The organism is Micromonospora sp. WMMD734, assembly GCF_049178975.1.
In the GTDB taxonomy this organism is placed as follows: domain Bacteria; phylum Actinomycetota; class Actinomycetes; order Mycobacteriales; family Micromonosporaceae; genus Micromonospora; species Micromonospora wenchangensis.
Map to the genome: position 1 here is coordinate 6,620,738 of NZ_JBMHMK010000001.1, position 25,413 is coordinate 6,646,150.

General features: G+C 73.8%; 24 protein-coding genes. 12 read left to right on the forward strand and 12 right to left on the reverse strand.

Annotated features, from left to right (window positions below; translation table 11 throughout):
- Nucleotides 1-33: 33 nt before the first annotated feature.
- Complete coding sequence (locus ACN267_RS28945) at nucleotides 34-1,230, reverse strand: pyridoxal phosphate-dependent aminotransferase (protein WP_421490072.1); 1,197 nt, start codon at nucleotides 1,228-1,230, stop codon at nucleotides 34-36.
- A 95-nt stretch (nucleotides 1,231-1,325) separates the two neighbouring features.
- Entirely contained in the window at nucleotides 1,326-1,823 is a 498-nt protein-coding gene (locus ACN267_RS28950) for an MmpS family transport accessory protein (RefSeq protein WP_421490073.1), read from the reverse strand.
- A gap of 794 nt (nucleotides 1,824-2,617) precedes the next feature.
- Here ACN267_RS28950 and glmS point away from each other — a divergent pair.
- A complete protein-coding gene (gene glmS / locus ACN267_RS28955) occupies nucleotides 2,618-4,531 on the forward strand; it encodes a glutamine--fructose-6-phosphate transaminase (isomerizing) (protein ID WP_204957735.1) in 1,914 nt (637 codons plus the stop codon).
- An 8-nt stretch (nucleotides 4,532-4,539) separates the two neighbouring features.
- On the opposite strand, the gene ACN267_RS28960 is transcribed toward glmS, so the two are convergent.
- Complete coding sequence (locus ACN267_RS28960; RefSeq protein ID WP_421490074.1) at nucleotides 4,540-6,270, reverse strand: alpha/beta hydrolase; 1,731 nt, start codon at nucleotides 6,268-6,270, stop codon at nucleotides 4,540-4,542.
- A complete protein-coding gene (locus ACN267_RS28965; protein WP_421490075.1) occupies nucleotides 6,267-6,563 on the reverse strand; it encodes a hypothetical protein in 297 nt (98 codons plus the stop codon). The genes ACN267_RS28960 and ACN267_RS28965 overlap by 4 nt, the downstream gene beginning before the upstream one ends.
- Nucleotides 6,564-6,797: 234 nt before the next feature.
- Here ACN267_RS28965 and ACN267_RS28970 point away from each other — a divergent pair, with 234 nt between their 5' ends.
- The 5 genes from ACN267_RS28970 (at nucleotide 6,798) to ung (ending at nucleotide 11,792) form a co-directional block, all read left to right on the forward strand.
- Nucleotides 6,798-8,267 (forward strand): NAD(P)H-hydrate dehydratase, encoded by a 1,470-nt coding sequence (locus ACN267_RS28970; RefSeq protein WP_421490076.1) that lies wholly within the window; start codon nucleotides 6,798-6,800, stop codon nucleotides 8,265-8,267.
- A gap of 59 nt (nucleotides 8,268-8,326) precedes the next feature.
- Nucleotides 8,327-9,445, forward strand: coding sequence for an alanine racemase (gene alr, locus ACN267_RS28975; RefSeq protein WP_204957739.1), 1,119 nt, complete (start codon nucleotides 8,327-8,329; stop codon nucleotides 9,443-9,445).
- Nucleotides 9,442-10,539 (forward strand): alpha/beta fold hydrolase, encoded by a 1,098-nt coding sequence (locus ACN267_RS28980; protein WP_204957740.1) that lies wholly within the window; start codon nucleotides 9,442-9,444, stop codon nucleotides 10,537-10,539. The genes alr and ACN267_RS28980 overlap by 4 nt, the downstream gene beginning before the upstream one ends.
- Nucleotides 10,536-11,018 carry a tRNA (adenosine(37)-N6)-threonylcarbamoyltransferase complex ATPase subunit type 1 TsaE gene (gene tsaE / locus ACN267_RS28985; protein WP_204957741.1) on the forward strand — a complete coding sequence of 161 codons (483 nt, stop codon included), beginning with the start codon at nucleotides 10,536-10,538 and terminating at the stop codon, nucleotides 11,016-11,018. Before ACN267_RS28980 ends, tsaE begins: the two co-directional genes overlap by 4 nt.
- Before the next feature lie 72 nt (nucleotides 11,019-11,090).
- Complete coding sequence (ung, locus tag ACN267_RS28990; RefSeq protein ID WP_204957742.1) at nucleotides 11,091-11,792, forward strand: uracil-DNA glycosylase; 702 nt, start codon at nucleotides 11,091-11,093, stop codon at nucleotides 11,790-11,792.
- An 87-nt stretch (nucleotides 11,793-11,879) separates the two neighbouring features.
- On the opposite strand, the gene ACN267_RS28995 is transcribed toward ung, so the two are convergent.
- Nucleotides 11,880-12,620, reverse strand: coding sequence for a helix-turn-helix domain-containing protein (locus ACN267_RS28995; RefSeq protein WP_204957743.1), 741 nt, complete (start codon nucleotides 12,618-12,620; stop codon nucleotides 11,880-11,882).
- Nucleotides 12,621-13,002: 382 nt separating this feature from the next.
- On the opposite strand from ACN267_RS28995, the gene tsaB reads away from it, so the two are divergent.
- From tsaB to ACN267_RS29015, 4 genes are read left to right on the forward strand one after another with little or no spacing between them, the layout of a single operon-like run.
- A complete protein-coding gene (gene tsaB / locus ACN267_RS29000; protein ID WP_204957744.1) occupies nucleotides 13,003-13,728 on the forward strand; it encodes a tRNA (adenosine(37)-N6)-threonylcarbamoyltransferase complex dimerization subunit type 1 TsaB in 726 nt (241 codons plus the stop codon).
- Nucleotides 13,725-14,201, forward strand: coding sequence for a ribosomal protein S18-alanine N-acetyltransferase (rimI, locus tag ACN267_RS29005; protein WP_204957745.1), 477 nt, complete (start codon nucleotides 13,725-13,727; stop codon nucleotides 14,199-14,201). The genes tsaB and rimI overlap by 4 nt, the downstream gene beginning before the upstream one ends.
- Nucleotides 14,194-15,240 (forward strand): tRNA (adenosine(37)-N6)-threonylcarbamoyltransferase complex transferase subunit TsaD, encoded by a 1,047-nt coding sequence (tsaD, locus tag ACN267_RS29010; RefSeq protein ID WP_204957746.1) that lies wholly within the window; start codon nucleotides 14,194-14,196, stop codon nucleotides 15,238-15,240. Before rimI ends, tsaD begins: the two co-directional genes overlap by 8 nt.
- Before the next feature lie 14 nt (nucleotides 15,241-15,254).
- Entirely contained in the window at nucleotides 15,255-15,509 is a 255-nt protein-coding gene (locus ACN267_RS29015; RefSeq protein ID WP_204957747.1) for a hypothetical protein, read from the forward strand.
- Between the two features lie 85 nt (nucleotides 15,510-15,594).
- Here ACN267_RS29015 and ACN267_RS29020 read toward each other — a convergent pair whose 3' ends face one another.
- From ACN267_RS29020 to ACN267_RS29050, 7 genes are all read right to left on the reverse strand, one after another.
- Entirely contained in the window at nucleotides 15,595-16,335 is a 741-nt protein-coding gene (locus ACN267_RS29020) for a DUF4142 domain-containing protein (protein ID WP_204957748.1), read from the reverse strand.
- Nucleotides 16,336-16,465: 130 nt separating this feature from the next.
- Nucleotides 16,466-17,647, reverse strand: coding sequence for an ROK family protein (locus tag ACN267_RS29025; protein ID WP_204957749.1), 1,182 nt, complete (start codon nucleotides 17,645-17,647; stop codon nucleotides 16,466-16,468).
- A gap of 40 nt (nucleotides 17,648-17,687) precedes the next feature.
- Complete coding sequence (locus tag ACN267_RS29030) at nucleotides 17,688-18,947, reverse strand: sugar ABC transporter permease (protein ID WP_204957750.1); 1,260 nt, start codon at nucleotides 18,945-18,947, stop codon at nucleotides 17,688-17,690.
- Nucleotides 18,944-19,768, reverse strand: a complete 825-nt coding sequence (locus ACN267_RS29035; protein WP_421490077.1) for an ATP-binding cassette domain-containing protein — start codon at nucleotides 19,766-19,768, stop codon at nucleotides 18,944-18,946. Before ACN267_RS29035 ends, ACN267_RS29030 begins: the two co-directional genes overlap by 4 nt.
- 118 nt (nucleotides 19,769-19,886) lie before the next feature.
- On the reverse strand, nucleotides 19,887-20,987 hold the full coding sequence (locus ACN267_RS29040; RefSeq protein WP_204957751.1) for a sugar ABC transporter substrate-binding protein: 1,101 nt from the start codon (nucleotides 20,985-20,987) through the stop codon (nucleotides 19,887-19,889).
- A gap of 215 nt (nucleotides 20,988-21,202) precedes the next feature.
- On the reverse strand, nucleotides 21,203-21,682 hold the full coding sequence (gene ybaK / locus ACN267_RS29045; protein WP_204957752.1) for a Cys-tRNA(Pro) deacylase: 480 nt from the start codon (nucleotides 21,680-21,682) through the stop codon (nucleotides 21,203-21,205).
- A gap of 10 nt (nucleotides 21,683-21,692) precedes the next feature.
- On the reverse strand, nucleotides 21,693-22,961 hold the full coding sequence (locus ACN267_RS29050) for a THUMP-like domain-containing protein (protein WP_421490078.1): 1,269 nt from the start codon (nucleotides 22,959-22,961) through the stop codon (nucleotides 21,693-21,695).
- Between the two features lie 362 nt (nucleotides 22,962-23,323).
- Here ACN267_RS29050 and groES point away from each other — a divergent pair, with 362 nt between their 5' ends.
- The gene (groES, locus tag ACN267_RS29055) at nucleotides 23,324-23,638 is read left to right on the forward strand and encodes a co-chaperone GroES (RefSeq protein ID WP_084261531.1); all 315 of its coding nucleotides are present in this window, start codon (nucleotides 23,324-23,326) and stop codon (nucleotides 23,636-23,638) included.
- Between the two features lie 72 nt (nucleotides 23,639-23,710).
- Nucleotides 23,711-25,357, forward strand: a complete 1,647-nt coding sequence (groL, locus tag ACN267_RS29060) for a chaperonin GroEL (RefSeq protein ID WP_421490079.1) — start codon at nucleotides 23,711-23,713, stop codon at nucleotides 25,355-25,357.
- The last annotated feature ends 56 nt before the right edge of the window (nucleotides 25,358-25,413 follow it).

A 25,413-nucleotide genomic window follows, 5' to 3' on the forward strand; every position in this document is an offset into this window, starting at 1 on the left:
TCTCGGCTCCGCCGCCGGCGGGCGCCGGCGGGATCAGCGTGCGGCGGCCAGTCCGCGTAGCCGGGTGACCGCCTCGGTCAGCACCTTGGGGCGCTTGCAGAAGGCGAACCGGACCAGCCGGCGGCCGGCCTCGGCGTCGTCGTAGAAGACCTGGGTGGGCACCGCCACCACGCCGCAGCGTTCCGGCAGGGACCGGCAGAATTCCAGCCCGTCCCGACCGCCGAGGCCGGTGATGTCGGCGGTGACGAAGTACGTCCCCTCCGGGGTGAGCACCTCGAAGCCGGCGTCGGTCAGGCCGCCGATCAGCAGGTCCCGCTGCCGTTGGAGGCTGTCGCGGAAACCGGTGTAGTAGTCGTCGGGCAGGGCCAACGCCACGGCGACCGCCGGTTGCAGCGGTGCGGCGTTGACATAGGTGAGGAACTGCTTGACCCGCAGCACCGCCGAGACCAGCGGGGCGGGCCCACTGACCCAGCCCACCTTCCACCCGGTGCAGGAGAAGGTCTTGCCGGCCGACGAGATGCGCAGGGTGCGTTCCCACATCCCCGGCAGGGTGGCCAGCGGCAGGTGCGTGGCGGCGGCGTCGGTGAAGACGAGGTGCTCGTACACCTCGTCGGTGACCGCGTACACGTCGTGTTCCCGGCAGAGGTCGGCGACCAGGGCCAGCTCCGGTGCGGTGAAGACCTTCCCGGTCGGGTTGTGCGGCGAGTTCAGCAGCACCAGCCGGGTACGCGGCCCGAACGCGGCCCGTAGCTCGTCCGGGTCGAAGGCGTACCGGCCGTCGTCGCCGGGACGCAGCGTCACCGGCCGCCGTACCGCCCCGGCCAGGGCGACCGACGCCGCGTAAGAGTCGTAGTACGGCTCGAAGCAGATCACCTCGTCGCCCGGCTCGCAGAGCGCGAGGATGCTGGCCGCGACCGCCTCGGTGGCCCCGGCGGTGACGACCACCTCGCCGTCCGGGTCGTACGTCAGGCCGTGGAAGCGCAGCTGGTGCTCGGCGACGGCCCGGCGCAGCACGGGCACCCCCGGACCGGGCGGGTACTGGTTGTGCCCGGAGCGCAGCGCCTCGGCGGCGGCGGCGAGCATCTCGGGCGGCCCGTCGGTGTCCGGGAAGCCCTGGCCCAGGTTGACCGCACCGGTCCGGACGGCGAGCGCGGACATCTCCGCGAAGACGGTCGTCCCGAACGGGCGCATCCGGGCCACCAGCGGGTCGACATCGGTAGGCGTCGTCACGCCCGTCAGCCTACGGCCCGCGACCACCCCCGCCACCAGGGCTCGTCACCGCCTTTCCGCCGTTGAGCCGGCTCGCTGCCGCTGGTCCGGTGTGGTCAACGGATCGGGTTGGCGTGGCACTGCACCCGCCAGTCGTCCGGGCCGGCCGCGTCGGTGACCCGGGGCCGGTTGCCGACGGTGGTGGCGCACCGGAATCCGCCCGGGTTGCCGTCGGAGCGGGCGGCGCTGACCAGCACCCGGTTCGGATCGTCGGTACGCAGCTCCATCCGCCAGGGCAGCCGTACGTTCTCCTGCTGGATGAAGTAGCCGTCCCCGTCGTAGAACTGGAGGTCCACCGGGCCGGTGCCGGTCACCTCGTAGGTCACCGGGTACCGGCCGGGGCCGTCGGCCGGCCGGGTGGCGGGTGCGGAGGGTTGGAACGGCTGCGGCGGGCTCCAGCTCGGCTCGGGTTCGTCGTCGTAGTAACCCCGGCCGTAGGGGTCCTCGGTCGCCGTGTCCGGCCCGGTCCTACCCAGCAGGGCACCACCCCCGCAGAAGCAGGCGCAGCCGACGAGGGCGAGCACCACGACCACGGCGACCACGATGCCCACCACCGTGCCGACGCCGGTCCGCCTGCCCGCCTGCGAGTATCCGGGGTGGGCGAACGGCGGCGGATAACCCGGCGGCGGCCAGCCGGGACCGGGTGGCCCGCCGGGCCAGCCGGCTGTGGGCGGGCCGGCGGGGATTCCGGGCCAGCCGGCGGCGGGTGGGCCGGCGGGGATTCCGGGCGGGCCGGCGGGCCAGGCGACGCCGGGCGTACCGGGGGCCGGGCCGGAAGAAGGTGAGCCGAGCGGGCCGGGAGGAGCCGGGCCGGTCGGGTCGGGATAGGCGGCACCGGTCGGATCGGGATAGGCGGCAGCGGAGGGGCCGGGTGCCGATCCGTGGACCCAGGGGCCGGGGGCCGCCCAGGGCTGTGGGACCGCGAACGGGTCCGGCGGGGCCCACGCGGACGGGCCCGGGGCGCCGGCGGGCCCGGGACCCGGGTAGCCGGCTGCCGGAGGCGTCGGGTCACCGGCGGCAGGTGCGGGGTCGCTGGCGGCAGGTGCGGAACTGCCGGCCGCAGGTGCGGAATCGCCGGATGGGGGAGTGGGGTCGCTGGGGGGCGACGTGTCGGACATGGCTGCTCCGGGGACGGAAGGGGAGGAAAGGGGCGTGCGGGCCGTCCCAGGGACGTTCCAGGGTCGCCGAGAGACTGTCGTACCGGCGGGCCTGCCGCAACCCCGTACGGCCGGACGGCCGGGACTGTCGTCCGGTTGCCGCCCGTCACCGCCCGATCGCTCAAATTCGGTGATCGTTTGCCTGGCTTCCGCGCACGCGAGGTGAGCGAAACTGGGTTAGGCTGCGAACCATGTGTGGAATCGTGGGTTACGCCGGCGCGCGCCCGGCGCTCGGCATCGTGCTCGACGGACTGCGGCGGCTGGAATACCGGGGCTACGACTCGGCCGGGGTCGCGATCGTCTGCGACGACGAGCTGCTCACCGAGAAGAAGGCCGGCAAGCTGGCCAACCTGGAGAAGGTCCTCTCCGAGCGGGCCGCCACCAACCCCGACGACTGCGCCGCCAGCCCGGTCGGCATCGGCGACGGCACCACCGGCATCGGCCACACCCGGTGGGCCACCCACGGCGGCCCGACCGACCGCAACGCCCACCCGCACCTGGCCCCCGACGGCCGGGTCGCCGTGATCCACAACGGCATCATCGAGAACTTCGCCAAGCTCCGCGCCGAGCTGGAGGACGACGGCGTCCAGTTCACCAGCGACACCGACACCGAGTGCGCCGCCCACCTGCTCTCCCACGCGCTCGCCGAGTTGCGGGCGGCCGGTGGCACCGACGGCCCGCAGCTGCTCGCCGCCGCGATGCGGGTGGTGTGCCGGCGGTTGGAGGGCGCATTCACCCTGCTCGCCGTCGACGCGGCCATCCCGGGTGCGGTGGTCGGTGCCCGGCGCAACTCGCCGCTGGTGGTCGGCCGGGGTGACGGGGAGAACTACCTGGCCAGTGACGTGGCGGCGTTCATCGAGCACACCCGCGAGGCGGTCGAGCTGGGGCAGGATCAGCTCGTCCTGATCACCGCCGACAGCATCGAGATCACCGACTTCGACGGCCAGCCGGCCACCGGCAAGGACTTCCACATCGACTGGGACTCCTCGGCCGCCGAGAAGGGTGGTTACGACTGGTTCATGCTCAAGGAGATCGAGGAGCAGCCGCAGGCCATCGCGGACACCCTGCTCGGCCGGCTCACCGAGACCGGGGAGATCGCCCTCGACGAGGTCCGCCTCAGCGACCAGGACCTGCGCGACGTCGACAAGATCTTCATCGTGGCCTGCGGCACCGCGTACCACTCGGGCATGGTCGCCAAGTACGCCATCGAGCACTGGACCCGGATCCCCTGCGAGGTGGAACTGGCCAGCGAGTTCCGCTACCGCGACCCGGTGCTCGACCGGTCCACCCTGATCGTGGTGATCTCGCAGTCCGGCGAGACGATGGACACCCTGATGGCGTTGCGGCACGCCAAGGAGCAGAAGGCCCGGGTGTTGGCCATCTGCAACACCAACGGCTCCACCATTCCGCGCGAGTCCGACGCGGTGCTCTACACCCACGGTGGCCCGGAGATCGCCGTCGCCTCGACCAAGGCGTTCCTCACCCAGCTGGTCGCCTGCTACCTGATCGGCCTGCACCTGGCCCAGGTACGCGGGATCAAGTTCGCCGACGAGGTCGGCGCGGTGGTCGCCCAGCTCCAGGAGATGCCGGGCAAGCTGCGGGAGCTGCTGGGTCGGATCGAGCCGGTGCGGGAGCTGGCCCGGGAGCTGAAGTCGGAGCCGACGGTGCTGTTCATCGGCCGGCACGTCGGCTACCCGGTGGCCCTGGAGGGCGCCCTCAAGCTCAAGGAGTTGGCGTACATGCACGCCGAGGGGTTCGCCGCCGGTGAGCTGAAGCACGGGCCGATTGCCTTGATCGACAAGGGCACCCCGGTGATCTGCGTGGTGCCGTCGCCGGTCGGCCGGGGCATGCTGCACGACAAGGTCGTCTCCAACATCCAGGAGGTGCGGGCCCGGGGCGCGCGGACCATCGTGATCGCCGAGGAGGGCGACGAGGCGGTGGTCCGCTACGCCGACCACCTGATCTACGTGCCGCGTACGCCGACCCTGCTCGCTCCGCTGGTCACCACCGTGCCGTTGCAGGTGTTCGCGGCCGAGATCGCCGCCGCCCGGGGGCACGACGTGGACCAGCCGCGCAACCTGGCGAAGTCGGTCACCGTGGAGTAGGTCACCGCTCACCGGCCGAGCACGATCCGGGCCATCCCGTCCAGGGCGGGATTGTCGGGGTCCCAGTAGCCGGTGTGGCCGCCCCGGCCGCTGGGGAAGGTCCGGCCGCCGAAACCCGGATCGCTCGGGTCGTGCCCGAACCACAGCCGGTGGTCGTCCGGGCGGAACAGCGCGGCGGCGCTGGCCAGCGGCGAGGTGGCCAGCACCGCCCGACCGGCCAGCTCCCGGGGTGGCTCGACCAGCCGGATCACGTCGTCGCCGGCGGTGCTCGACCAGACCTGCCCCGGCGGCAGGCCGAGCGCCCCGGCCCGGTCCACCCCCACCCCCGGTGACCCGACGAAGGCCAGCGCGTCGGCGGCCAACCCGTGGTCGCGGGCGGCGCTGCCCACCACCAGCGAGCCGTAACTGTGCCCCAGCACGGTCTGCCGGGCCGGCGGTCCGTCGTGGGTGGCGCGCAGCCCCTCCTGGAAGCGGTGCAGGCCGGGCCCGGCGTCCCGGGCCTGGGCCGGTGAGGACGCTTCGGGCAGGAAGTCGGGGGCGTCGTAGTCCAGCCACAGCACCGCCGCCGTCTCCTCGCCGGGAGCGAGGGCGGTGCACCGGTCCTGCACCCGGGCGGCCCGGCCCAGCTCACCGGGAACGTCGGCGAGGTCGCTCGTCATGCCCGGCACGTAGGTCAGCACCCGGCGGGCCCGGTCGGGGTTGCCCAGCGCCACGATCGCCCGGCCGTCGCCGCGCGGGTCGAGCCCGAGCAGGTACGCCCGGGGTCCCGTCGTCGCGGCGAGTCGTCCGGCGAGCCCGTCCAGGGCGGCCAGCGCCCGGTCGATCCGGCGCAGCCCGGAACGCCCGCCCGACCCGCTGGCCGACAACGCCCGGCGTTCGGCCAGCAGGGCCTCCCGGTGCCCGGCCAGCAGCAGCCGGTTCGCCTGGTCCCGGGCCGCCGCCGGCACCCCGTCGCGGGGGCCGGTCCGGGCCGGTTCGTGCAGCACCAGCCAGCGTCGTTGGGCCGGGGTGAGACCGTCCCACCAGGCGCGGACCGCTGCCGGGGTGGCATCGTCGGCCGGTCGGCCCGGTGGTGGCCGCTGCACCCAGCCAGTGCGGGCGGCCCCGGTCAACTCGGCCAGCCGGCCGGCGGCCTCCTGGTCGGCCACGTCGGCCAGGGCCAGCGCCTCCCGCAGCGCCACCGCCACCTGGGCCACCGCCGCCGGCGATCCCACCCCGCCACCGTTGCCACCACCACCGGTCCCACGGCCACCGGGACCGCCATCAGGCGCGCCCGTGCCGGCGCGGGGGCCGGGGGAGTGGGCCGGGCCGGCACCACCCGCCGGGGCGCGGTGGGCACCAGTCCCGGCCGGCAGCCCGCCCGATTCGGGGCCGCGCCAGGTCGGCGGGACCGCCCGCAGCCCACCGTGCCGGTCCACCGCCACGCCGGTACGGTCGGCCAGCGTCACCGCCTCGGCGAGCCGGGCCTTGGCCACCCGCAGCCGACCGGCGAACTCGGCGAGCACCTGATCGGTCTCGACCAGCGCCGGCAGAATGGTGCCCAGCTCCGCGCGCAGCCCGTCGAGCCGGGCACCGGCCCTGGTGGCCGCCCCGCCCGACCAGCCGGCCCGCAGCGTCGTCGCCTGCTCGGCCAACCCGGACCGCCGTCGGGTGACCGGCGCGTCCAGCCCGCGCCAGGCCACCCCCGCCGCCGCCCAGTCGCCGGGGGAGGCGGCCCAGAGCTGGGCGTACCCGATCATCGGGGTCGACCGGCCAGTCGCCCGGCGGCCCGGTCGTCGGCCGCCGCGTACGCCTCGGCGGCGGCCCGCAGCGCGGTACCGGTCTCGGCGACCCGTACGCCGAGCACCCCGTGCCAGGCGTGCACCGCCGACTCCAGCCCGGCCAGCGCGGCCCCGGCCCGCCAACCCGGCGCGGACAGCACCAACCCGGGGTGACCCGCCAGCCCCCGGGCCAGCGTGTACGCCTCGTCGGCCAGCCCACCGGCCGCGGCGCGCAGCACCGGCAGGTCCACCCGCACCGGCTCGTCCGTCATCGTCCGCCTCCCTGCCTCGGTCGGCCCGCCGCCGTGACCGTGCCGCCGACGCTAGGTGGCCGGGCGGCCCTCCGGCGGGCCCTGTGGACGACGGGCAGGGGTCGTACGTCCGGGTTGTCCACAGGTCTTGCCGGCCGCGACGCCGGTGGCTAATCTGCCGCCTCCACCGCCGGTAGGGTGATCTCGACCACGGCGGACGCGAGCGACCGGGCCGGCGGCGAAGACGGGGGCGGCATGAGATCGGTGTGGCGGGTGTCGGACGTGCGCGCGGCGGAGGCCGGCCTGATGGCCGCCCTCCCGCCCGGGACGCTGATGCAGCGGGCGGCGGCCGGGTTGGCCCGGCGGTGCGCCCTGCTGCTCGCCGACCGGGGCGGGGTGTACGGCGCGCGGGTGCTGCTGCTGGTCGGCAGCGGCGACAACGGCGGCGACGCGTTGTACGCCGGTGAGCGGCTGGCCCGCCGAGGTGCCCAGGTCGCGGTGCTGCCGACCGCCCCCGGGCGGGCGCACGCCGACGGGCTGGCGGCGCTGCGGGCCGCCGGGGGACGGCTGGTCGACGCCCCGCCCGCCACGGTCGACCTGGTGCTCGACGGGATCGTCGGGATCGGCGGCACCGGCGGGCTGCGGGACGCCGCCGACGAACTCGTCGCCGGCCTGCCCGAATTGCGGGGCCGGGACGGCGGCCGGGCCACCGTCGTCGCGGTGGACGTGCCCAGCGGGGTGGCGGTGGACACCGGCGACGTGCCGACGGACGGGGTGGGCCGGCCCCGCGCGGTGCGGGCCGACGTGACGGTGGCGTTCGGCGCGCTCAAGCCGGCCCTGGTGGTCGGCCCGGCGGCCCCGCTGGCCGGGCAGGTCGAACTGGTCGACATCGGGCTCGGGCCGTGGCTGCGCGGCACCCCCGCGCTGCACGTCACCGAGTGGTCCGACGTGCGCGACTGGTGGCCCCGCACCGGCGCGTCCTCGGAGAAGTACCGCCGGGGCGTGGTCGGGGTGGCCACCGGGTCGCGGACCTACCCGGGGGCGGCGGTGCTCTCGGTGGGTGGCGCGCTGGCCGGCCCCACCGGGCTGGTCCGGTACGCCGGCGGCGCCCGCGACGAGGTGGTCCGCCGGCACCCGTCGGTGATCGCCACCGACCGGGTCGCCGGGGCCGGCCGGGTGCAGGCCTGGGTCTGCGGCTCCGGTCTGGGCACCGACGAGCAGGCCGGCGCGGAGCTGCGCGCGGTGCTGGCCGCGCCGGTGCCGGTGGTGCTCGACGCGGACGCGTTGACCCTGCTGGTGGACGGTTCGCTCGCCGGTCGGCTGCGGGACCGGGACGCCCCGATCGTGGTCACCCCGCACGACCGGGAGTTCGCCAGGCTGTGCGGCGAGGAGCCGGGGGCCGACCGGGTCGCCGCCGCGCTGCGGCTGGCCGCCTGGATGAACGCGACGGTGCTGCTCAAGGGGGACCGCACGGTGGTCGGCACGCCGGACGGCCGGGCGTACGTCAACCCGACCGGCAGTCCCGCGCTGGCCACCGGGGGCACCGGCGACGTGCTCGCCGGGCTGCTCGGGTCGCTGCTCGCCGCCGGGTTGGCCCCGGAGCGGGCGGCGGTCGTCGCGGCGTACCTGCACGGGTTGGCCGGGCGGGAGGCGGCCCGGGGCGGCCCGGTGACCGCGCCGGACGTGGTCACCGCGCTGCGTACGGTGGCGGCCCCGCTGCTCTGACCGGCGGTCGGGTCGGCGTCCACCGACCCGGTGATCACCGACGCCAGTAGGCTGGGCGTATGTGGCAGGCCGAGGTGCGCGTCGATCTGGACGCGATCCGTGCAAACGTGGCCCGGCTCCGGTCGGGCACCAGCGCCGAGTTGATGGCGGTGGTGAAGGCCGACGGGTACGGCCACGGCATGGTCCCGTCGGCGCGGGCCGCGCTCGACGCGGGGGCGGACTGGCTGGGGGTGTGCACCCTCGACGAGGCGTTGACGCTGCGCCGGGCCGGGATCACCGTGCCGGTGCTGGCGTGGCTGCTCGACCCGGGGCTGCCCCTGCACGAGGGGGTGGCGGCGGGGGTGGACCTGGCCGCCGCGAGCCTGTCCCAGCTCGACGAGATGGTCGCGGCGGGGCGGGCCGCCGACCGGCCGGCCCGGCTGCACCTCAAGATCGACACCGGGCTGTCCCGGGGCGGCGCGACCGTCGCCGACTGGCCGACCCTGCTGGAGGCCGCCGCGAAGGCCCAGGCCGACGGCCTGGTCGAGGTGGTCGGCGTGTGGAGCCACTTCGTGTACGCGGACTCGCCCGGCCACCCCACCACCGACCGGCAGTTGGCGGTCTTCCACGAGGGGCTGGCCATGGTCGAGCGGGCCGGCCTGCGTCCGCGCTACCGGCACCTGGCCAACTCGGCGGCCACCCTGACCCGCCCCGACACCCACTTCGACCTGGTCCGACCCGGGATCGCCGTCTACGGGCTGTCGCCGATCGCCGGGCAGCAGTTCGGGCTGCGTCGGGCGATGACCGCGCGGGCCCGGGTGATGCTCGCCAAGCGGGTCCCCGCCGGCACCGGCGTGTCGTACGGGCACACCTACACCACGACCGAGGAGGCGAACCTGGCCGTGGTGCCGCTCGGCTACGCCGACGGGGTGCCCCGGCACGCCTCCAACGTGGGCCCGGTGCAGCTCGGCGGGAAGCGGCGGACCATCTCCGGCCGGGTCTGCATGGACCAGTTCGTGCTCGACTGCGGCGCGGACGAGGTGGCCGCCGGTGACGTGGCGACCCTGTTCGGCAGCGGCGACGACGGCATGCCCACCGCCGACGACTGGGCGGAGGCGGTCGGCACGATCAACTACGAGATCGTCACCCGGTTCGGCGGGGTCCGGGTGCCCCGGGTCTACGACGGGACGCGCCCGTGAGCGCGGTCAGCCGGTTCCGGGTGCCCCGACCGAGGACCGCCGCCGGACGGGTCGCCGGTGTGGTCGGGGCCGCGGTGGGGGTGGCCGCCGCCGGGCTGGCCGCCGGGGTGGCCACCGAACGGGCCCTGGTCCGCCGGCTCAAGGCCGACCCCGCCGACCCGTACGCCGGGGAGGACTTCGGCGCGCAGCGGTACGACGAGGCGTACCGGCTGGAGTTGCCGGACGGCACCGACATCCACGTCGAGGTGGTCGAGCCGACCCGGCCGGTGCCGGGGCGTCCGACGGTGGTGCTGGTGCACGGCTTCTGCCTGGACATGGGGACGTTCCACTTCCAGCGTCAACTGCTGGCCGAGCGGGGCGACTACCGGGTCGTCGCGTACGACCAGCCGGGGCACGGCCGGTCGGGGCGGTTGGAGACCGGCGAGTACGACCTCGCCGCACTCGGCCACACCCTGCGCCGGGTGATCGACGCGACCGCCCCGGAGGGGCCGCTGGTGCTGGTCGGGCACTCGATGGGTGGGATGACCATCATGGCGTTCGCCGAGGCGTACCCGGAGTTGTTCGGTGACCGGGTGGTCGGCACGGTGCTGATGGCCACGTCGGGCGGGTTGCTGGCCGAGACGAAGCTGGTCGCGCCGGCCCTGCTCGGCCGGGTCGGCTCGCCGGTGCTGTTCATGATGAGCAACGCCACCAGGTACGGCGGGCTCGTCATCGACCGGGCCCGGAAGTCCACCTCGAACGTGGCCTGGCTGCTGACCCGCCGGTACGGCTTCGGCACCCCGAAGCCGAGCCCGGCCCTGGTGTCGTACGTGGAGCGGATGAACTCCCGGACGTCGGCCGACACGGTGACCCGCTACCTGCGGACCCTGGCCACCCACTCCCGGTTCCCGGCGTTGGCCGCGCTGAGCGGCACTCCGGTGCTGGTGGTGGTGGGCGACAAGGACATGATCACGCCGGTGGTCCACTCGGACGAGATCGTCCGTCGGCTGCCGCACGCCGAATACGTCAAGATCCGGGACAGTGGGCACGTGGTGATGCTGGAACACGCCGACGAGGTCAACGCCGCGCTGGAACGTTTCCTGGAGGCGTTGTGAGCGTGCGCGTCACGTTGCCCACGGCCGAGGACACGCACGCCTTCGGCCGTCGGCTCGCCGGGGTGCTGCGCGCCGGTGACCTGCTGCTGCTCACCGGCCCGCTGGGGGCCGGCAAGACCGCCCTCACCCGGGGCCTCGGCGTCGGCCTGGGGGTACGCGGCGACGTCACCTCGCCGACCTTCGTGATCGCCCGGGTGCACCGGCCGGATCCGGCGCGCGGCGGCACGGTGGCCCTGGTGCACGCCGACGCGTACCGGCTGGGTGACGCCGCCGACCCGCGCGCCGAGATCGACGACCTGGACCTGGACGCCTCGGTGGACGACTCGGTGACCGTGGTCGAGTGGGGCGAGGGGCTGGTCGAGCAGCTCGCCGAGACCCACCTGCGGGTACGCATCGACCGGCGCGACGACGACTCCCGGGTGGTCGAGTTGGAGCCGGTGGGCGGGGACTGGGCGGACCGCCTGACCGCGCTGGGCTGACCCGGCCCTGGGGCGCGGGGTGTCGTACCCGCTGCCTAGAGTGCCGGGGACTTCGTTTGTGAAAGGTTGCCGATGCCCGACGACACCCCCACCCTCGACCTGCTGGAGCTGCTGCCGCAGGAGTGGCGTGCCGTGCTCACCCCGCACCTGGACCCGGCCCGGACGGCGGCGCTCGCCGAATTCGTCGCCCGCGAGTACGCCACCCAGACCGTCTTCCCGCCGCAGGAGGACCTCTTCTCCGCCTACCGGCTGTGCGGCCCGCAGCAGTGCCGGGTGCTGATCCTCGGCCAGGACCCGTACCACAAGGCGGGGCAGGCGCACGGGCTGAGCTTCAGCGTCCGCGAGGGGGTGTCGGTGCCGCCGTCGCTGCGCAACGTCTTCAAGGAGCTGAGCGAGGACCTCGGGGTGCCCAAGCCGCGCAGCGGCAACCTGGACGGGTGGGCGGCGCAGGGTGTGCTGCTGCTCAACGCGGTGCTGACCGTCCGCCAGGCCAGCCCCGGTTCGCACGGCAACTCCGGGTGGGAGGAGTTCACCGACGCGACCATCCGCGCCCTGGACGCCCGGGACGAGCCGGTGGTCTTCCTGCTCTGGGGTGGCTACGCCCGCAAGAAGGCGGCCCTGGTCACCAACTCCCGGCACGTGGTGCTGGAGGCCGGTCACCCGAGCCCGATGAACCCGCGTGGGTTCCTGGGCAGCCGCCCGTTCAGCGCCACCAACAAGGCACTCGCCGACGCCGGGCTGCCCCCGATCGACTGGGAGCGCTCGGCCGGCTGACCTGCGCGGCCGCCGTCCCCACCGCGTGGTGGTGCGCCGCATCGCGGCGTGGTGGGGACACGGCGCTGCGTTTCGTCGGCGCGGTGCTCACCGCCCGGTCCGGTCGGCCGGGCCTACGTCCGGGGCACGGCCGTCGGCGGCGCGTTGCCGGTGCCGGCGCAGCAGTGCGGCGGCCCGCGGGTCGGTCAGCTCCACGGCGACCAGCGGGACCACCCGGTAGCCGCGCTCCCCGTGCCGTACCTCGATCGCCGCCGGGAACTCGTCGCACATCTGCGCGCGGATCTCGCCGTACCGGGTCATCCAGAGGTGCTCGCCGGGTTCCTCCGGTTCCAGGTGCAGGCCACCGAACTCACCCCACCTGGCGTTCCAGCGCTGGCCATAGGCGGCCGTCAGCCAGGCGGTGAACCGGGCGGAGTCGCACCACCGGACGGCGATCTCGACCGCGTCGACGGGTACGGGCGCACCCTGCAGCAGCGCGGCGGTGCTGCCGGTCAGCAGGTGGGGCAGGTCGCCCAGCCGGTCGAGCAGCCGGTCCAGCCCCAGCTCGTCGATCCGGTCGGTGGTCGACCGCCCGGCCAGCGCGTCCATCTCGGCGTCGAGGTGGTTGTCGAGGGGCTCGGTGGTGACGGCGAGTTGCCGGCCGAGGGCGGCGAAGAGGCGCTCGACCAGGTCGAGGCTCGGCACCCGACCACCGCGCTCGACGCGGGCCACCGCGCTCTGACTCGTCCCGGCCCGATCCGCCAGTTGCTGCTGGGTGAGCCGTCCGACGCTGCGTTCCCGACGAAGCAGGGCGGCGATCTCTGTGGCGAGCCGACTACTTTCAGGCATCCCCGGATGATGATGTGCCGGCAGTGAGCGGTATGCCTGTGAGTCATACTTATGACTCACAGGCATACCGCTCTACGTCGGATGGCACTCCCCGCCCTGGCCGGTTCCCCATCCGGTGGTCCGTCGACGGGGCCAGGAGCCAGGGGGTGAGGAGCAGTCGGGGCGGGGACAGGGGGGTGGCCCGAGAGCGAGGCGTGGACCTGAGGGCGGAGCCGAAGGGCTGTTCCGAGGCAGCAGCGCGGGGCCGGGACCGGGACGATTCCGAGGTCGAGGAGCAGGACGAGCGCCCAGGATGAGAGCCCGGGCGGGGGCGAGGGCGCGGGATGAGAGGGCGGGCGGGGTGTGACCGGGCGGCGCGGGTGGCCGGCTAGGCTGGCTTACCGTGCTCGTACTGGTGGTGGACTCCTCGACCCCCGCGGTCACCGCGGCGCTGGCCGAGGTCACGGCGGACGGCGTCGCGCTGCGGGCGCACCGGTGCACGGTCGACGCCCGCGCCCACGGTGAACTGCTCGCCCCGCAGGTCGAGGCGGTGCTCGCCGACGTCCACGCCCGACCGGCCGATCTCGACGCGATCGTCGCCGGGCTCGGCCCCGGACCTTTCACCGGGCTGCGGGTCGGGCTGGTCACCGCCGCCACCATGGGCCAGGTGCTCGGCGTCCCCACGTACGGCGTCTGCTCGCTCGACGGCATCGGCCACGCCCCGATGCCTGACAACGCCGGCACCGCCGCGCCCGCCGCCGTCGGCGACGGCACGGTCCGGGAGCAGCGGGTGCTGGTCGCCGCCGACGCCCGGCGCAAGGAGGTCTACTGGGCGGTCTACGGCGACGGCCGGCGGATCGTCGGGCCGGAGGTGGACGCCCCGGCCGTCGCCGTCGCCCGCGCCCGCGAGCTGGCCGTCACCGTCGCGGTCGGCGACGGCGCCCACCGGTACGCCGACGTGCTCGGCCTGCCGCTGCGCGCCGAACCCCGCTACCCGGACGCCGCCACACTTGTCGCCCTGGCCGCCGAGCGGGTCCGGGCCGGGGCCGCCGGCGAGACGCTCACCCCGTTGTACCTGCGCCGCCCGGACGCGGTCGCGGCGACCAGCCGTAAGTCGGTGCTGCCGTGACCGTCCGCATCGAGCGGTTCCGCTGGTGGCACGTCGCCGAGGTGCTGCCGATCGAGGCTGACCTGTTCGGTGCCGAGCAGTGGTCGCCGGCGATGTTCTGGAACGAGCTGGCCAGCGGCCACCACTACCGGGTCGCCCTGGACACCGACGGGTCGCTGCTGGGCTACGCGGGTCTGACCGTCGATCCGGACGGCGAGTCGTGGGTGCAGAACATCGCGGTCCGCCGGGACGCCCAGCGGCGCGGGATCGGCCGGGCGCTGCTTGCGGACCTGCTCGCCGAGGCGGCCCGGCGCGGGATCGACAGTGTCCTGCTGGAGGTGGCCGTCGACAACGCCCCCGCCCAGCGGCTCTACGCGACGTACGGGTTCGAGCCGATCGGCGTACGACGGGGCTACTACCAACCGAGCAACACCGACGCGCTGGTCATGCGGCGCGACGCGGAACCGGGTGCGGACGGGACGGACCATGGCTGACGAACCGCTGATCCTCGGGATCGAGACCTCCTGCGACGAGACCGGGGTGGGCATCGTGCGCGGGCACACGCTGCTCGCCGACGCGTTGGCCTCCAGCGTGGACGAACACGCCCGGTTCGGCGGGGTGGTGCCCGAGGTGGCCAGCCGGGCGCACCTGGAGGCCATCGTGCCGACCATGGACCGGGCGCTGCGCGACGCGGGGGTGACCCTCGCCGACATCGACGCGATCGCGGTCACCTCCGGCCCCGGCCTGGCCGGGGCCCTGCTGGTCGGGGTGGCCGCCGCGAAGGGTTACGCGCTGGCCGCCGAGAAGCCGGTGTACGGGGTGAACCACCTGGCCGCCCACGTCGCGGTGGACACCCTGGAGCACGGTCCGCTGCCCGCGCCGGCGATCGCCATGCTGGTCTCCGGTGGACACTCCTCGCTGCTGCGCGTCGACGACCTGGCCCGGGGGGTGACCCCGCTGGGCGCGACCATCGACGACGCGGCAGGTGAGGCGTTCGACAAGGTGGCCCGGCTGCTCGGCCTGCCGTTCCCGGGTGGCCCGTACATCGACCGGGAGGCGCGCTCCGGTGACCCGGCGTCGATCGCCTTCCCGCGTGGCCTGACCGCCGCGAAGGATCTCGTCGCCCACCGCTACGACTTCTCCTTCTCCGGATTGAAGACGGCGGTGGCCCGCTGGGTGGAGGCGCGGCGGCGGGCCGGTGAGCCGGTGCCGGTGGCCGACGTGGCGGCCGCCTTCCAGGAGGCGGTCTGCGACGTGCTCACCGGCAAGGCGTTGGCCGCCTGCCGGGAACACGGGATCGACACCCTGGTCATCGGCGGGGGCGTGGCGGCGAACTCGCGGCTGCGGGCGATGGCCGAGCAGCGGGCGCAGCGGTACGGCATCCGGGTCCGCACGCCCCGGCCGGGGCTGTGCACCGACAACGGCGCGATGGTCGCCGCGCTCGGGTCGCATCTGGTGGCCGCCGGGGTACGTCCGAGCCGGCTGGACCTGCCCGCCGACTCGGCGTTGCCACTGACCACGGTCAGCGTGTGAGGGGAGGGACCGACGTGATCGTACGGATGTGGGAGGCGCGGGCCGAGTCGTACGGCTTCGCCGACCTGATCACCTGGGTGTGCGAGACGGCGCTGCCGGAGTTCGAGCACGATCCGCTGCACGTGTCCAGTGAGGTCTTCTCCTCCACCGACCACCGGGTGGTGGTCGTCTCGAAGTGGCGCAGCAGCCCCCGGTCGCTGCCCGAGCCGCCGGCCACCCTGCTCGCCCGCCCCCCGCACTCCTGGGACTTCACCCAGGTCGACCGCTGACCGGCCGCCCGGTGCCGGGCCCGGACAGCCGGACGGCCCGCCGGCGGTGGTGCCGCCTGCGGGCCGTCGGGTCAGTCGCGCCGGGTCAACTGCGGCGGGTGATCCGCCAGGTCGCGTAGCCGCCCGCGCCGAGCGCGAGCAGGAAGACCGCCCAGACCACCGTGGTGCTCACCCCGACCGACGGGCCGGAGGCGGCCCCGGCCTGCGCGGCGGCGACCAGCGAGTCGTTCTGCGCGGCCGGGATCGCGGCCGGCGGCATCTGCTGCCAGCGGACCAGCCCGGTGCTCTCCAGCATGGCCATGTGGTCGCCCACGAACTTGTTGGCCTCGTCGGCGAGCTTGCGGACGGTGTTGTCCCGGGTGCTGGCCCGGACCGCGCCGATCACCGGGAAGATCTTGCCGTGGGCCAGCCGGAGCCGGGTCACGAAGATCTGGTCGAACTGAGCACCGGAGGCGTTCTGCATCTCGGTCAGCCACCCCTTCTGCTCCGTGGTGGGATCGGTGGGCAGCGTCGCGCCCAGCTTGTTGGCGGCCTGCACCACCAACTCGTCGAGGACGCCGTGCTGCCGGGCGATCTCCGCGCCGACCTCCCGCACCCGCGCGGACTGGCCCTTCTCGGCGGCCATCGTGCCCGCCGGCATCTCCCACAGGCCGGCCAACCGGACGCCGTTGAGCAGCGTCATGTCGGCGGCGTTCAACTGGACGCCGGGTGCGGCGACCGCCATGCCGGGTAGCACGACCAGCCCGGCCAGGAAGGTGACGAGCAGCACCGCCACCCGGTGGGTCCGGTGCCCTCGCCGACGACGTACGGAATCCAGCGGTGCCATGCTGCGGTGCCTCCTCGATCCGGCCGACCTGTCCTGCCGGGCAGCGACCCCCGGCTGCCCGTCCGCCCACTGGTACGGACTGTCGGGCCGATCAGTTCACCGGGCGGCGCACGAGTCGGAAGGGGACCGTTCAGGCGGCGTCGAGCGGGTCGGCGAGGAGCCGTTCGAAGGCCAGCTCGGCGGCGCCGATCAGGGCCGCGTCGTCGCCGAGTTTCGGGGTCCGCAGCCTGACGTGTTCCAGGCAGGCGGGCAGCCCGGTTTCGTTGAGCCGGCTGCGGACCTGGGCGGCGGCGGCCAGGTAGAGGTCCCGCATGGTGCCGCCGAAGATGACCATCTCCGGGTTGAAGATGTTGACCAGGTTCGCCACCCCGAACCCGAGCCAGTCCCCGGCGTGCCGTACGGCGGTCTGGGCGCGGGCGTCCCCCCGGTCGGCGGCGTCGAAGACGGCCAGCAGCGCGTCCCGGCCCCGGGCGTCGGACCGGCCGGCGGCCCGCAGCAGCCCGTACTCGCCGATCTGGGTCTCCCAGCAACCCCGGGAACCGCACTCGCAGGGGGTTCCGTCGCGGACCACCACCATGTGGCCGACCTCGCCGCCGTACCCGCCGTGGCCGGTCAGCCGGCGGCCACCGGCGATGATGCCGGCGCCGACGCCGACGTCCCCGTACAGGTAGATGACGTTGTCGCAGCCGGCGGCGACGCCCCGGGCGTGCTCGGCGAAGGCGGCGACGTCGGCCACGTTGCCCACCGTGACGGGCAGCTCGACGCCGAGTTCGACGGCGAGGGCGGCCCCGATCGGCTCGTCCACCCAGCCGGTGGTGGGACCGAGCCGAACCAGCCCGTCGGCCTTGCGGACCATGCCGCAGACCGCGACGCCGGCACCCACGCAGATCGACTCCGGCGGCACCCGTTCCCGCATCTGCTTGAGGGCGCCGGCCAGCATCGGGACGGTCTCCCCGGCGTCGAGGTCACGTGGCCTGTCGAGTTCCCGGCGGTCGAGCACCTCGCCGCCGAGACCGACCCGCGCGGCCCGCAGCCGGTCCACCTCGATCGAGTACGCGTACGCGTAGACCCGGGCCGACTCGGGCCGGACGACCAGCGACGGTCGCCCGGCCCGGCCGGTCTCCTTCGGTGTGCCCTCGCTGACCAGGCCGGCCCCGGCCAGGTCGGCGGTGAGCGCGCCGATGGTGCTGCGGTTGAGCCCGAGGGCGGTGGTGAGTTCCGCGCGGGAGGTGGCGCCGTGCACGTGGACGTGTCGGAGCAGCGCCCCGAGGTTCTGCCGTCGGATCTCGTCCTGGCTCGGTCCTACCCGCATCGTTGGTGACACCCCGTGTTCCGCCGCTGGCGTACGCGGATCAGCGGGTGCCGGAGGCGGAGGCGCGGCGGCGCGACAGCGCGTCCACGCTGGCCGCGAGGAGCAGCACCACACCGGTGACGACGTACTTCACCCCGGCGCTGTAGCCCATCAGGCCCATGCCGTTGTCGATGACGGCGACCACCGCGCCACCGAGCACGGCGTCGAGGACCCGGCCCTTGCCGCCGAAGAGGCTGGTGCCGCCGATCACCGCCGCGCCGACGGCGTAGAGCAGCACGTTGCTGCCGCCGGTGTTGGGGTCGACCGAGTTGGCCCGGCTGGCCGCGACGATGCCGCCGACCGCCGCCATGGACGAGCAGATCACGAAGACCGAGATCCGGATCCGGTCGACGTTGATGCCGGCCCGACGGGCGGCCTCCTTGTTGCCGCCGACGGCGTAGACGTGCCGGCCGTAGCTGGTGCGCTGGAGTACGAAGGTCCAGACGATCAGCAGCACCGCGATGACCGGCACCACGATCGGCACGCCCTTGAGCGAGTTGATCAGGACGTTGCGGCTGCGCTCCTGGTTGAGGATGTAGACCGCGATGCCGAGGATCAGGGTCAGGCCGCCGATGCGGGCGAGCACCACCGCCATCGGGTCGGCGGTCAGTCCCCGGGACAGCCGCTTGCGGTACCGCAGCAGCTGCACGGCGGCGTACCCGCCGATGGCGAGGGCGGCCAGCGCCCAGCCGACGGCCGGGGGCAGGTTGCGGTTGGCGATCGCCACCAGCACCTCGTCGTTGACCGAGATGTTGGCGCCACCGCTGATCAGCATCAGCACGATGCCCTGGAAGGCGAGGAAGCCGGCCAGGGTGACCACGAACGACGGGATGCCGATCTTGGCGACCAGGAAGCCGAGCACGGTGCCGATGACCACACCGGTGAGGATCGCCGCGAGCACGGCCACGTACCAGGGGTAGCCGGCCTTGGTGGCGACGTTGGCCAGGATGGCCGCGCAGACCCCGCTGGCGAAGCCGGCGGACAGGTCGATCTCGCCGAGCAGCAGGACGAAGACCAGCCCCATGGCGATCAGGGTGACCGCCGCGCCCTGGGTGAACAGGTTGGCGAAGTTGCCGGCGGTGAGGAACGACGGCCGCATGATCGAGAAGACCGTGCAGAGCACGATCAGTCCGAGGACGGCGGGCAGCGCGCCGATGTCGCCGCCGCGTACCCGGCCCCAGTAGCCGCGCAGGTGGCTGCCGACGGTGGGCGGCGGCGTGACCGCCGCCGGGCCTTCCTTGCGCACGGCGGTGGTGGTCATCGAACGCCTCCTGGAGTGGTGTCGGCGGGTCCCGCGCCGGTGCCGTTGCCGGCGGTGACCGGTTCGCCGGTGAGACCGAGGTTGCCGGAACGACCGGCGGTGATCAACTCGACGACCTGCGAGTGGGTGATGTCGGTGGTCTTCACCTGGGCGACCATCTGCCCGAGGTAGAGCGCGGCGACCCGGTCGGAGACCGCGAAGACGTCGTTCATGTTGTGCGAGATCAGCACCACGGCCAGCCCGTTGTCGGCCAGCCGGCGGACCAGTTCGAGGACCTGGGCGGTCTGTGCCACGCCCAGTGCGGCGGTCGGCTCGTCGAGGATGACCAGCTTGCTGTTCCAGAGCACCGCCTTGGCGATGGCGACGGTCTGCCGCTGCCCGCCGGAGAGGCTGGAGACGTGTTGGCGAAGCGACTTCACCGTCCGTACGGAGAGCCCGGCGAGGGTTTCCGCCGCCATCTGTTCCATGGTCGGCTCGTCGAGCACCAGCCCGCTGTGCTTCTCCCGGCCGAGGAACATGTTCTGCACGATGTCGAGGTTGTCGCAGAGCGCGAGGTCCTGGTAGACGACCTCGATGCCGAGCGTGGCGGCGTCCCGGGGGCTGTTGATGGTCACCGGTCGGCCGTCGAAGAGGAACTCGCCGGCGTCGGCCGGGTAGATGCCGCTGATGCACTTGACCAGGGTGGACTTGCCGGCGCCGTTGTCGCCGACCAGTGCGGTCACCTCTCCGGCGTGGGCGGCGAGGGCGACGTCGCGCAGGACCTGGACGGGACCGAAGCTCTTGTCGATCCCGCGCAGTTCCAGCAGGGGGGTCGCGGACACGGGGGTCTCCTTCGGACGGAGGGAAGATCTCGGAGCCCGTCCGGCGGCGAGCGCCGCCCGGCACGGGGTTCCGTGCCGGGCGGCGTCGCGTCGACGGGGTACGACGCTCGTCGTACGGTCAGCTGATGCCGTTGGCGGTGCAGAGCGCGGCGTACGCGCCGGTGCAGAGCTTCGCCTTGTCGACGTAGCCGTCGGCCACGACGTCCTTGACGGTCGCCTTGTCGATCGCCTTCGGCTCCAGCAGCACGGACGGGACGTCCCGGCCGCTCTCCGGGTCCTTGACCGTCTGCCCGGTCTCCTTGCGCTCGCCCTTGGCCACGGCGATGGCCAGCTCGGCGGCCGCGTCGGCCTCCTTCTTGACGGCCTTGTAGACGGTCATGCACTGGTCACCGGCGAGGATGTTCTGCAGGCCGGTCACGTCGGCGTCCTGGCCGGTGACCGGGACCTTGCCGTTGAGCTTGTTCTTCTTCAGCACCGAGATGGCCGCGTTGCCGAGGCCGTCGTTGGCGGAGAGCACACCGTCGATCTTGCCGCCGGTCTGGGTGAGCATCTGCTCGAAGATCGTGGCTGCCTGCGCCGGGTCCCAGTCCGGCACCGACTGGTCCGGGCCCTTGGTGTATTCCTTCGACTCGAACTTCGGCTTGAGCACCGAGTCGTAGCCGTTCTTGAACAGGGTGGCGTTGTTGTCGGTCGGCGAGCCGTTGAGGTAGGCGACCGTCGGGTTCTTGACGCCCTTCTCGGTCAGGCACTTGACCAGCCCCTCGCCCTGGAGCTTGCCGACGGCCTCGTTGTCGAAGCTGACGTAGTACTGGGCGGAGCCGCCCAGGGTGAGCCGGTCGTAGTCGATCGTCGCGACGCCCTGCGACTTCGCCTTGTCCAGCACGGCCTTGCCGGTGCCGGAGTCCAGGTTGACGATCATCAGGGTGGTGACCCCGCTGGTGATCATCTGGTCGGCGATGGTCTGGAAGGCGTTCTTGTCGTTCTGGGCGTTCTGGATGTCCGACTCGACACCGGCGGCGTCGAAGGCGGCCTTGAGGAACCTGCGGTCGGCGGTCTCCCAGCGGGCGGAGGACTTGCTGTCCGGCAGGATGACGCCGATCTTCGGCTTCTTGGCGGCGTCGCCGCCGGCGTCGTTGCTGCTGGAGTCGTCGCCGCAGGCGGCCATGCTGCCGGTGGCCAGCAGGCCGACGGCGGCGAAGGTGAGGAAGCCCTTGCGCATCTGCACGGGTCCTTTCGAGGGTGGGGGAGGAGTGGTCGGTGTTTTGTTGTGTCCGGCAACGTATTCCCGCTCACAACGCGGGCGCAAGACTGCCGAGGTCAGAAGTTTGTTGGCGGCGGTAACAATTCAGCAACGCGGTTGTCACCCGCAGGACACCCGCCCCGTAATCACGCTGCGTGTCCGGTCTGCGGCCGGCTGCCGACCGCCAGCCGGGGTCAGCCGGCGGCGATCCGCGCGGTGCCGGCGTCGGTGAGGGCGACCAGGTCCGCCGGGGCGAGTTGGAGCTGCAACCCCCGCCGGCCGGCCGACACGTAGACGGTGTCGTGGTCCAGCGCCGAGACGTCGACCACCGTCGGCAGCCGCCGTCGCTGGCCCAGCGGGCTGATCCCGCCCCGCACGTAACCGGTGCTCCGCTCGGCGGCGGCCCGGTCGGCCAGCGCGGCCCGCTTGCCGCCCAGCGCCGTGGCCAGGGCCTTGAGGTTCAGCTCGCCGGTGACCGGGACGACCGCCACCGCCAGCGCCCCGTCCACCTCGGCGACGAGCGTCTTGAACACCCGCCCCGGCGGCACCCCGAGCGCCGCCGCGACCAGCGCGCCGTAGTTCGGCGCGTCCGGCGCGACGTCGTACGGGTGGGTGCGGTGGGCGATCTTCCGCTTGGTCAGCAGTGCCGTCGCCGCAGTGGCCTGTCCCGCCATGCCGGTCACGCTAGCCCGGCGGGCCGCCGTCCGCGACCGGTCGGCCGATCAGCACCGTCGGCGCCCCGGCCACCCGGGTCAGCACCAGGCTGGCCGGATTCTCCCCGGCCAGTCGCAGGTCCCGCCGCAGCTGCTCGGGCGACAACGCCGAGCCCCGCTTGAGGATCTCGACCCGGCCGACCCGGCGTTCCCGCAGCAGCGCGCGCAGCCGTTTCAGCGAGAACGGCAGCACGTCGACGATCTCCAGGCACCTGCCGAACGGGGTGGGACGCGGGGTGTCCGCGTAGAGGTAGGCGATGCTCGGGTCGGCAAGCGTCGCGTCGAGGGTGTCGGCCAGTTCGGCGACCAGGTGCGACCGGACCACCGCCGGGTCCGGGTCGTACAGGTAGCGCCGGACCGGGCCGACCGGGGCCTCGGCCGTACCGGTGCCGGTCAACCGGTGGACGGCGACCGGCTCGCGGTCGGCGGGATGGTCGGCGGGCGAACCGTCCGCCGGCCGCCGCCGGTCGGCGGGCCCCGACCGCAGGACGGTCGCCCGGCGGGGCACCCCGGCGAGCGCGCCGCACCACAGGGCCGCCTCGACCAGGTCCCCGTCGACGCTCACCCACTCCGCCTCGGCGTCGGCCGGGATCAACGCGTGGTCGATGCCGGGGGCCACCTTCACCACCGTGTGCGGCACCCGCGCCGCCAGCCCGGTGACGAAGTCCCACGGCGGCGAGTAGGCGTCCGGGTCGAAGATCCGCCGGCCGGTGCCGGTCCGCCGCCGGGCCGGATCGCAGAAGACCGCGTCGACCCGGGTCACGTCGAAGGCCGTCGCGTCGCCGCACTCCACGGTGAACATCCCGGCCAGCCCGGCGGCCCCGGCGTTCGCGGCGGCCAACGCGGCGGTGACGGGGTCGGCCTCCACGCCGTACACCCGGATGCCGGCGCGGGCGGCGGCGAGCGCGTCGGCACCGAGGCCGCAACCCAGGTCGGCGAGGGTGCGCACCCCGGCGGCGGCGAGCCGGGCGGCCCGCCGGTCGGCGACCACCCGGCGGGTGGCCTGCTCCAGGCCGGGGCGGGTGAGGAACATCCCGGCCGCCTCCGGGCCGAACTTGCCGACCGCCCGGCGGCGCAGCTCGGCCTGGGTCAGCGCGGCGGCGGCCAGCCCGGGCGGCACCCCGCGCGAGCGCAGCGCCGCCGCCGCGACCAGCGGGTCGCCGCCGGCCACCCCGGCCGCCGCGGCGAGCACGGCCGACCCCTCGGCGGTACGCAGCGCGGCGAACTGGTCGAGATCCACCCGCCCATTGTCCGGCCCGGCCGGTGGATCGATCCAGTCGGGCCGACGGTGCGGTGTCCGGCCGGTGTCGTCACCGCACCATGGCCACCATTGAGTTGATCATCGCCGGGCGGGGCCGGGGCGCGCGACGGGAGCCGACACGGAGGGTGGCAGATTGGCACTCTCCTTGACGGAGTGCTAGCCGAGGAATAACCTGCGATTAGCACTCTCACCCCGAGGGTGCCAGCGTCCGGGCCATCCGGTCCGGGTGCTGAACGCCAGGCGGACCGGCACCCGCGACGACGGCCCCGCCCGGTGGCATGTGGCAGATTGACGCTGGTCGGACTCTCGGCCGGCAACGAAACCAAGTACCCCAGGAGGGTATGCCCGTGACTACCGCGACCAAGGTTGCGATCAAGCCGCTCGAGGACCGGATCGTGGTCCAGGCGAACGAGGCTGAGACCACCACGGCGTCGGGCATCGTGATCCCCGACACCGCCAAGGAGAAGCCGCAGGAGGGCACCGTCCTCGCCGTCGGCCCCGGCCGGATCGACGACAAGGGCAACCGCGTGCCGCTCGACGTCAAGGTCGGCGACACCGTCCTCTACTCGAAGTACGGCGGCACCGAGATCAAGTACGCCGGCGAGGAGTACCTGGTGCTCTCCGCCCGCGACGTTCTCGCGGTCATCGAGAAGTAACCAACCGATTCCCGTGTCGTCGCCCCGGTCCGGCTCGCCGGGCCGGGGCGACGACGCTTCGAAGGGACATTCATGGCGAAGATCCTGAGCTTCTCGGACGACGCCCGGCACCTGCTGGAGCACGGTGTCAACGCCCTCGCGGACGCGGTCAAGGTCACCCTCGGCCCGCGCGGGCGCAACGTCGTCCTGGACAAGAAATTCGGTGCGCCGACGATCACCAACGATGGTGTGACCATCGCCAAGGAGATCGAGCTCACCAACCCGTACGAGAACCTCGGCGCGCAGCTGGTCAAGGAGGTGGCGACGAAGACCAACGACGTCGCCGGCGACGGGACCACCACCGCGACCGTGCTGGCCCAGGCGATGGTCCGCGAGGGCCTGCGCAACGTGGCCGCCGGGGCCAACCCGACCGGCCTCAAGCGGGGCGTCGACGCGGCGGCCACCAAGGTCTCCGAGGCGCTGCTCGGCCGGGCCGTCGAGGTGGCCGACAAGAAGTCGATCGCGCACGTCGCGACGATCTCGGCGCAGGACGCCACCATCGGTGAGCTGATCGCCGAGGCGATGGAGCGGGTCGGCCGCGACGGTGTCATCACCGTCGAGGAGGGCTCCACCCTGACCACCGAGCTGGAGGTGACCGAGGGTCTCCAGTTCGACAAGGGCTTCATCTCGCCGAACTTCGTCACCGACTCGGAGTCGCAGGAGTCGGTGCTGGAGGACCCGTACATCCTCATCACCACCCAGAAGATCTCGGCGATCGAGGAGCTGCTGCCGCTGCTGGAGAAGGTCCTCCAGAACAGCAAGCCGCTGCTGATCGTCGCCGAGGACGTCGAGGGTCAGGCGCTGTCCACCCTGGTGGTCAACGCGATCCGCAAGACCATCAAGGTCTGCGCGGTCAAGGCCCCCGGCTTCGGTGACCGCCGCAAGGCGATGCTCCAGGACATGGCGATCCTGACCGGCGCCGAGCTGGTCGCCCCGGAGCTGGGCTACCGGCTCGACCAGGTCGGCCTGGAGGCGCTCGGCACCGCCCGGCGCGTCGTGGTCGACAAGGAGAACACCACCGTCGTCGACGGCGGCGGCAGGTCCGCCGAGGTCGCCGACCGGGTCGCCCAGATCCGCAAGGAGATCGAGGCGTCCGACTCCGACTGGGACCGGGAGAAGCTGGCCGAGCGGCTGGCGAAGCTTTCCGGTGGCATCGCGGTCATCAAGGCGGGCGCGGCGACCGAGGTCGAGATGAAGGAGCGCAAGCACCGCATCGAGGACGCGATCGCCGCCACCAAGGCCGCGGTCGAGGAGGGGACGGTTCCCGGCGGCGGTGCCGCGCTGGCCCAGATCCGCTCGGTGCTCGACGACGACCTCGGCCTGACCGGTGACGAGAAGGTCGGTGTCTCGATCGTGCGCAAGGCGCTGGTCGAGCCGCTGCGCTGGATCGCCCAGAACGCCGGCCACGACGGCTACGTGGTGGTGGAGAAGGTCGCCGGGCAGGACTGGGGCCAGGGCCTCGACGCCGCCCAGGGCGAGTGGGTCGACCTGGTGAAGTCCGGCATCATCGACCCGGTGAAGGTGACCCGTAACGCGGTCACCAACGCCGCGTCGATCGCCGGTCTCCTGCTGACCACCGAGAGCCTGGTGGTCGAGAAGCCGGAGCAGCCGGAGCCGGCCGCCGCCGGTGGGCACGGCCACGGCCACGGTCACGGCCACCAGCACGGCCCGGGTTTCTGACCCGGTAGCACGCCAGCTCAGGGCGCACCGTCGATCTCGGCGGTGCGCCCTGACGC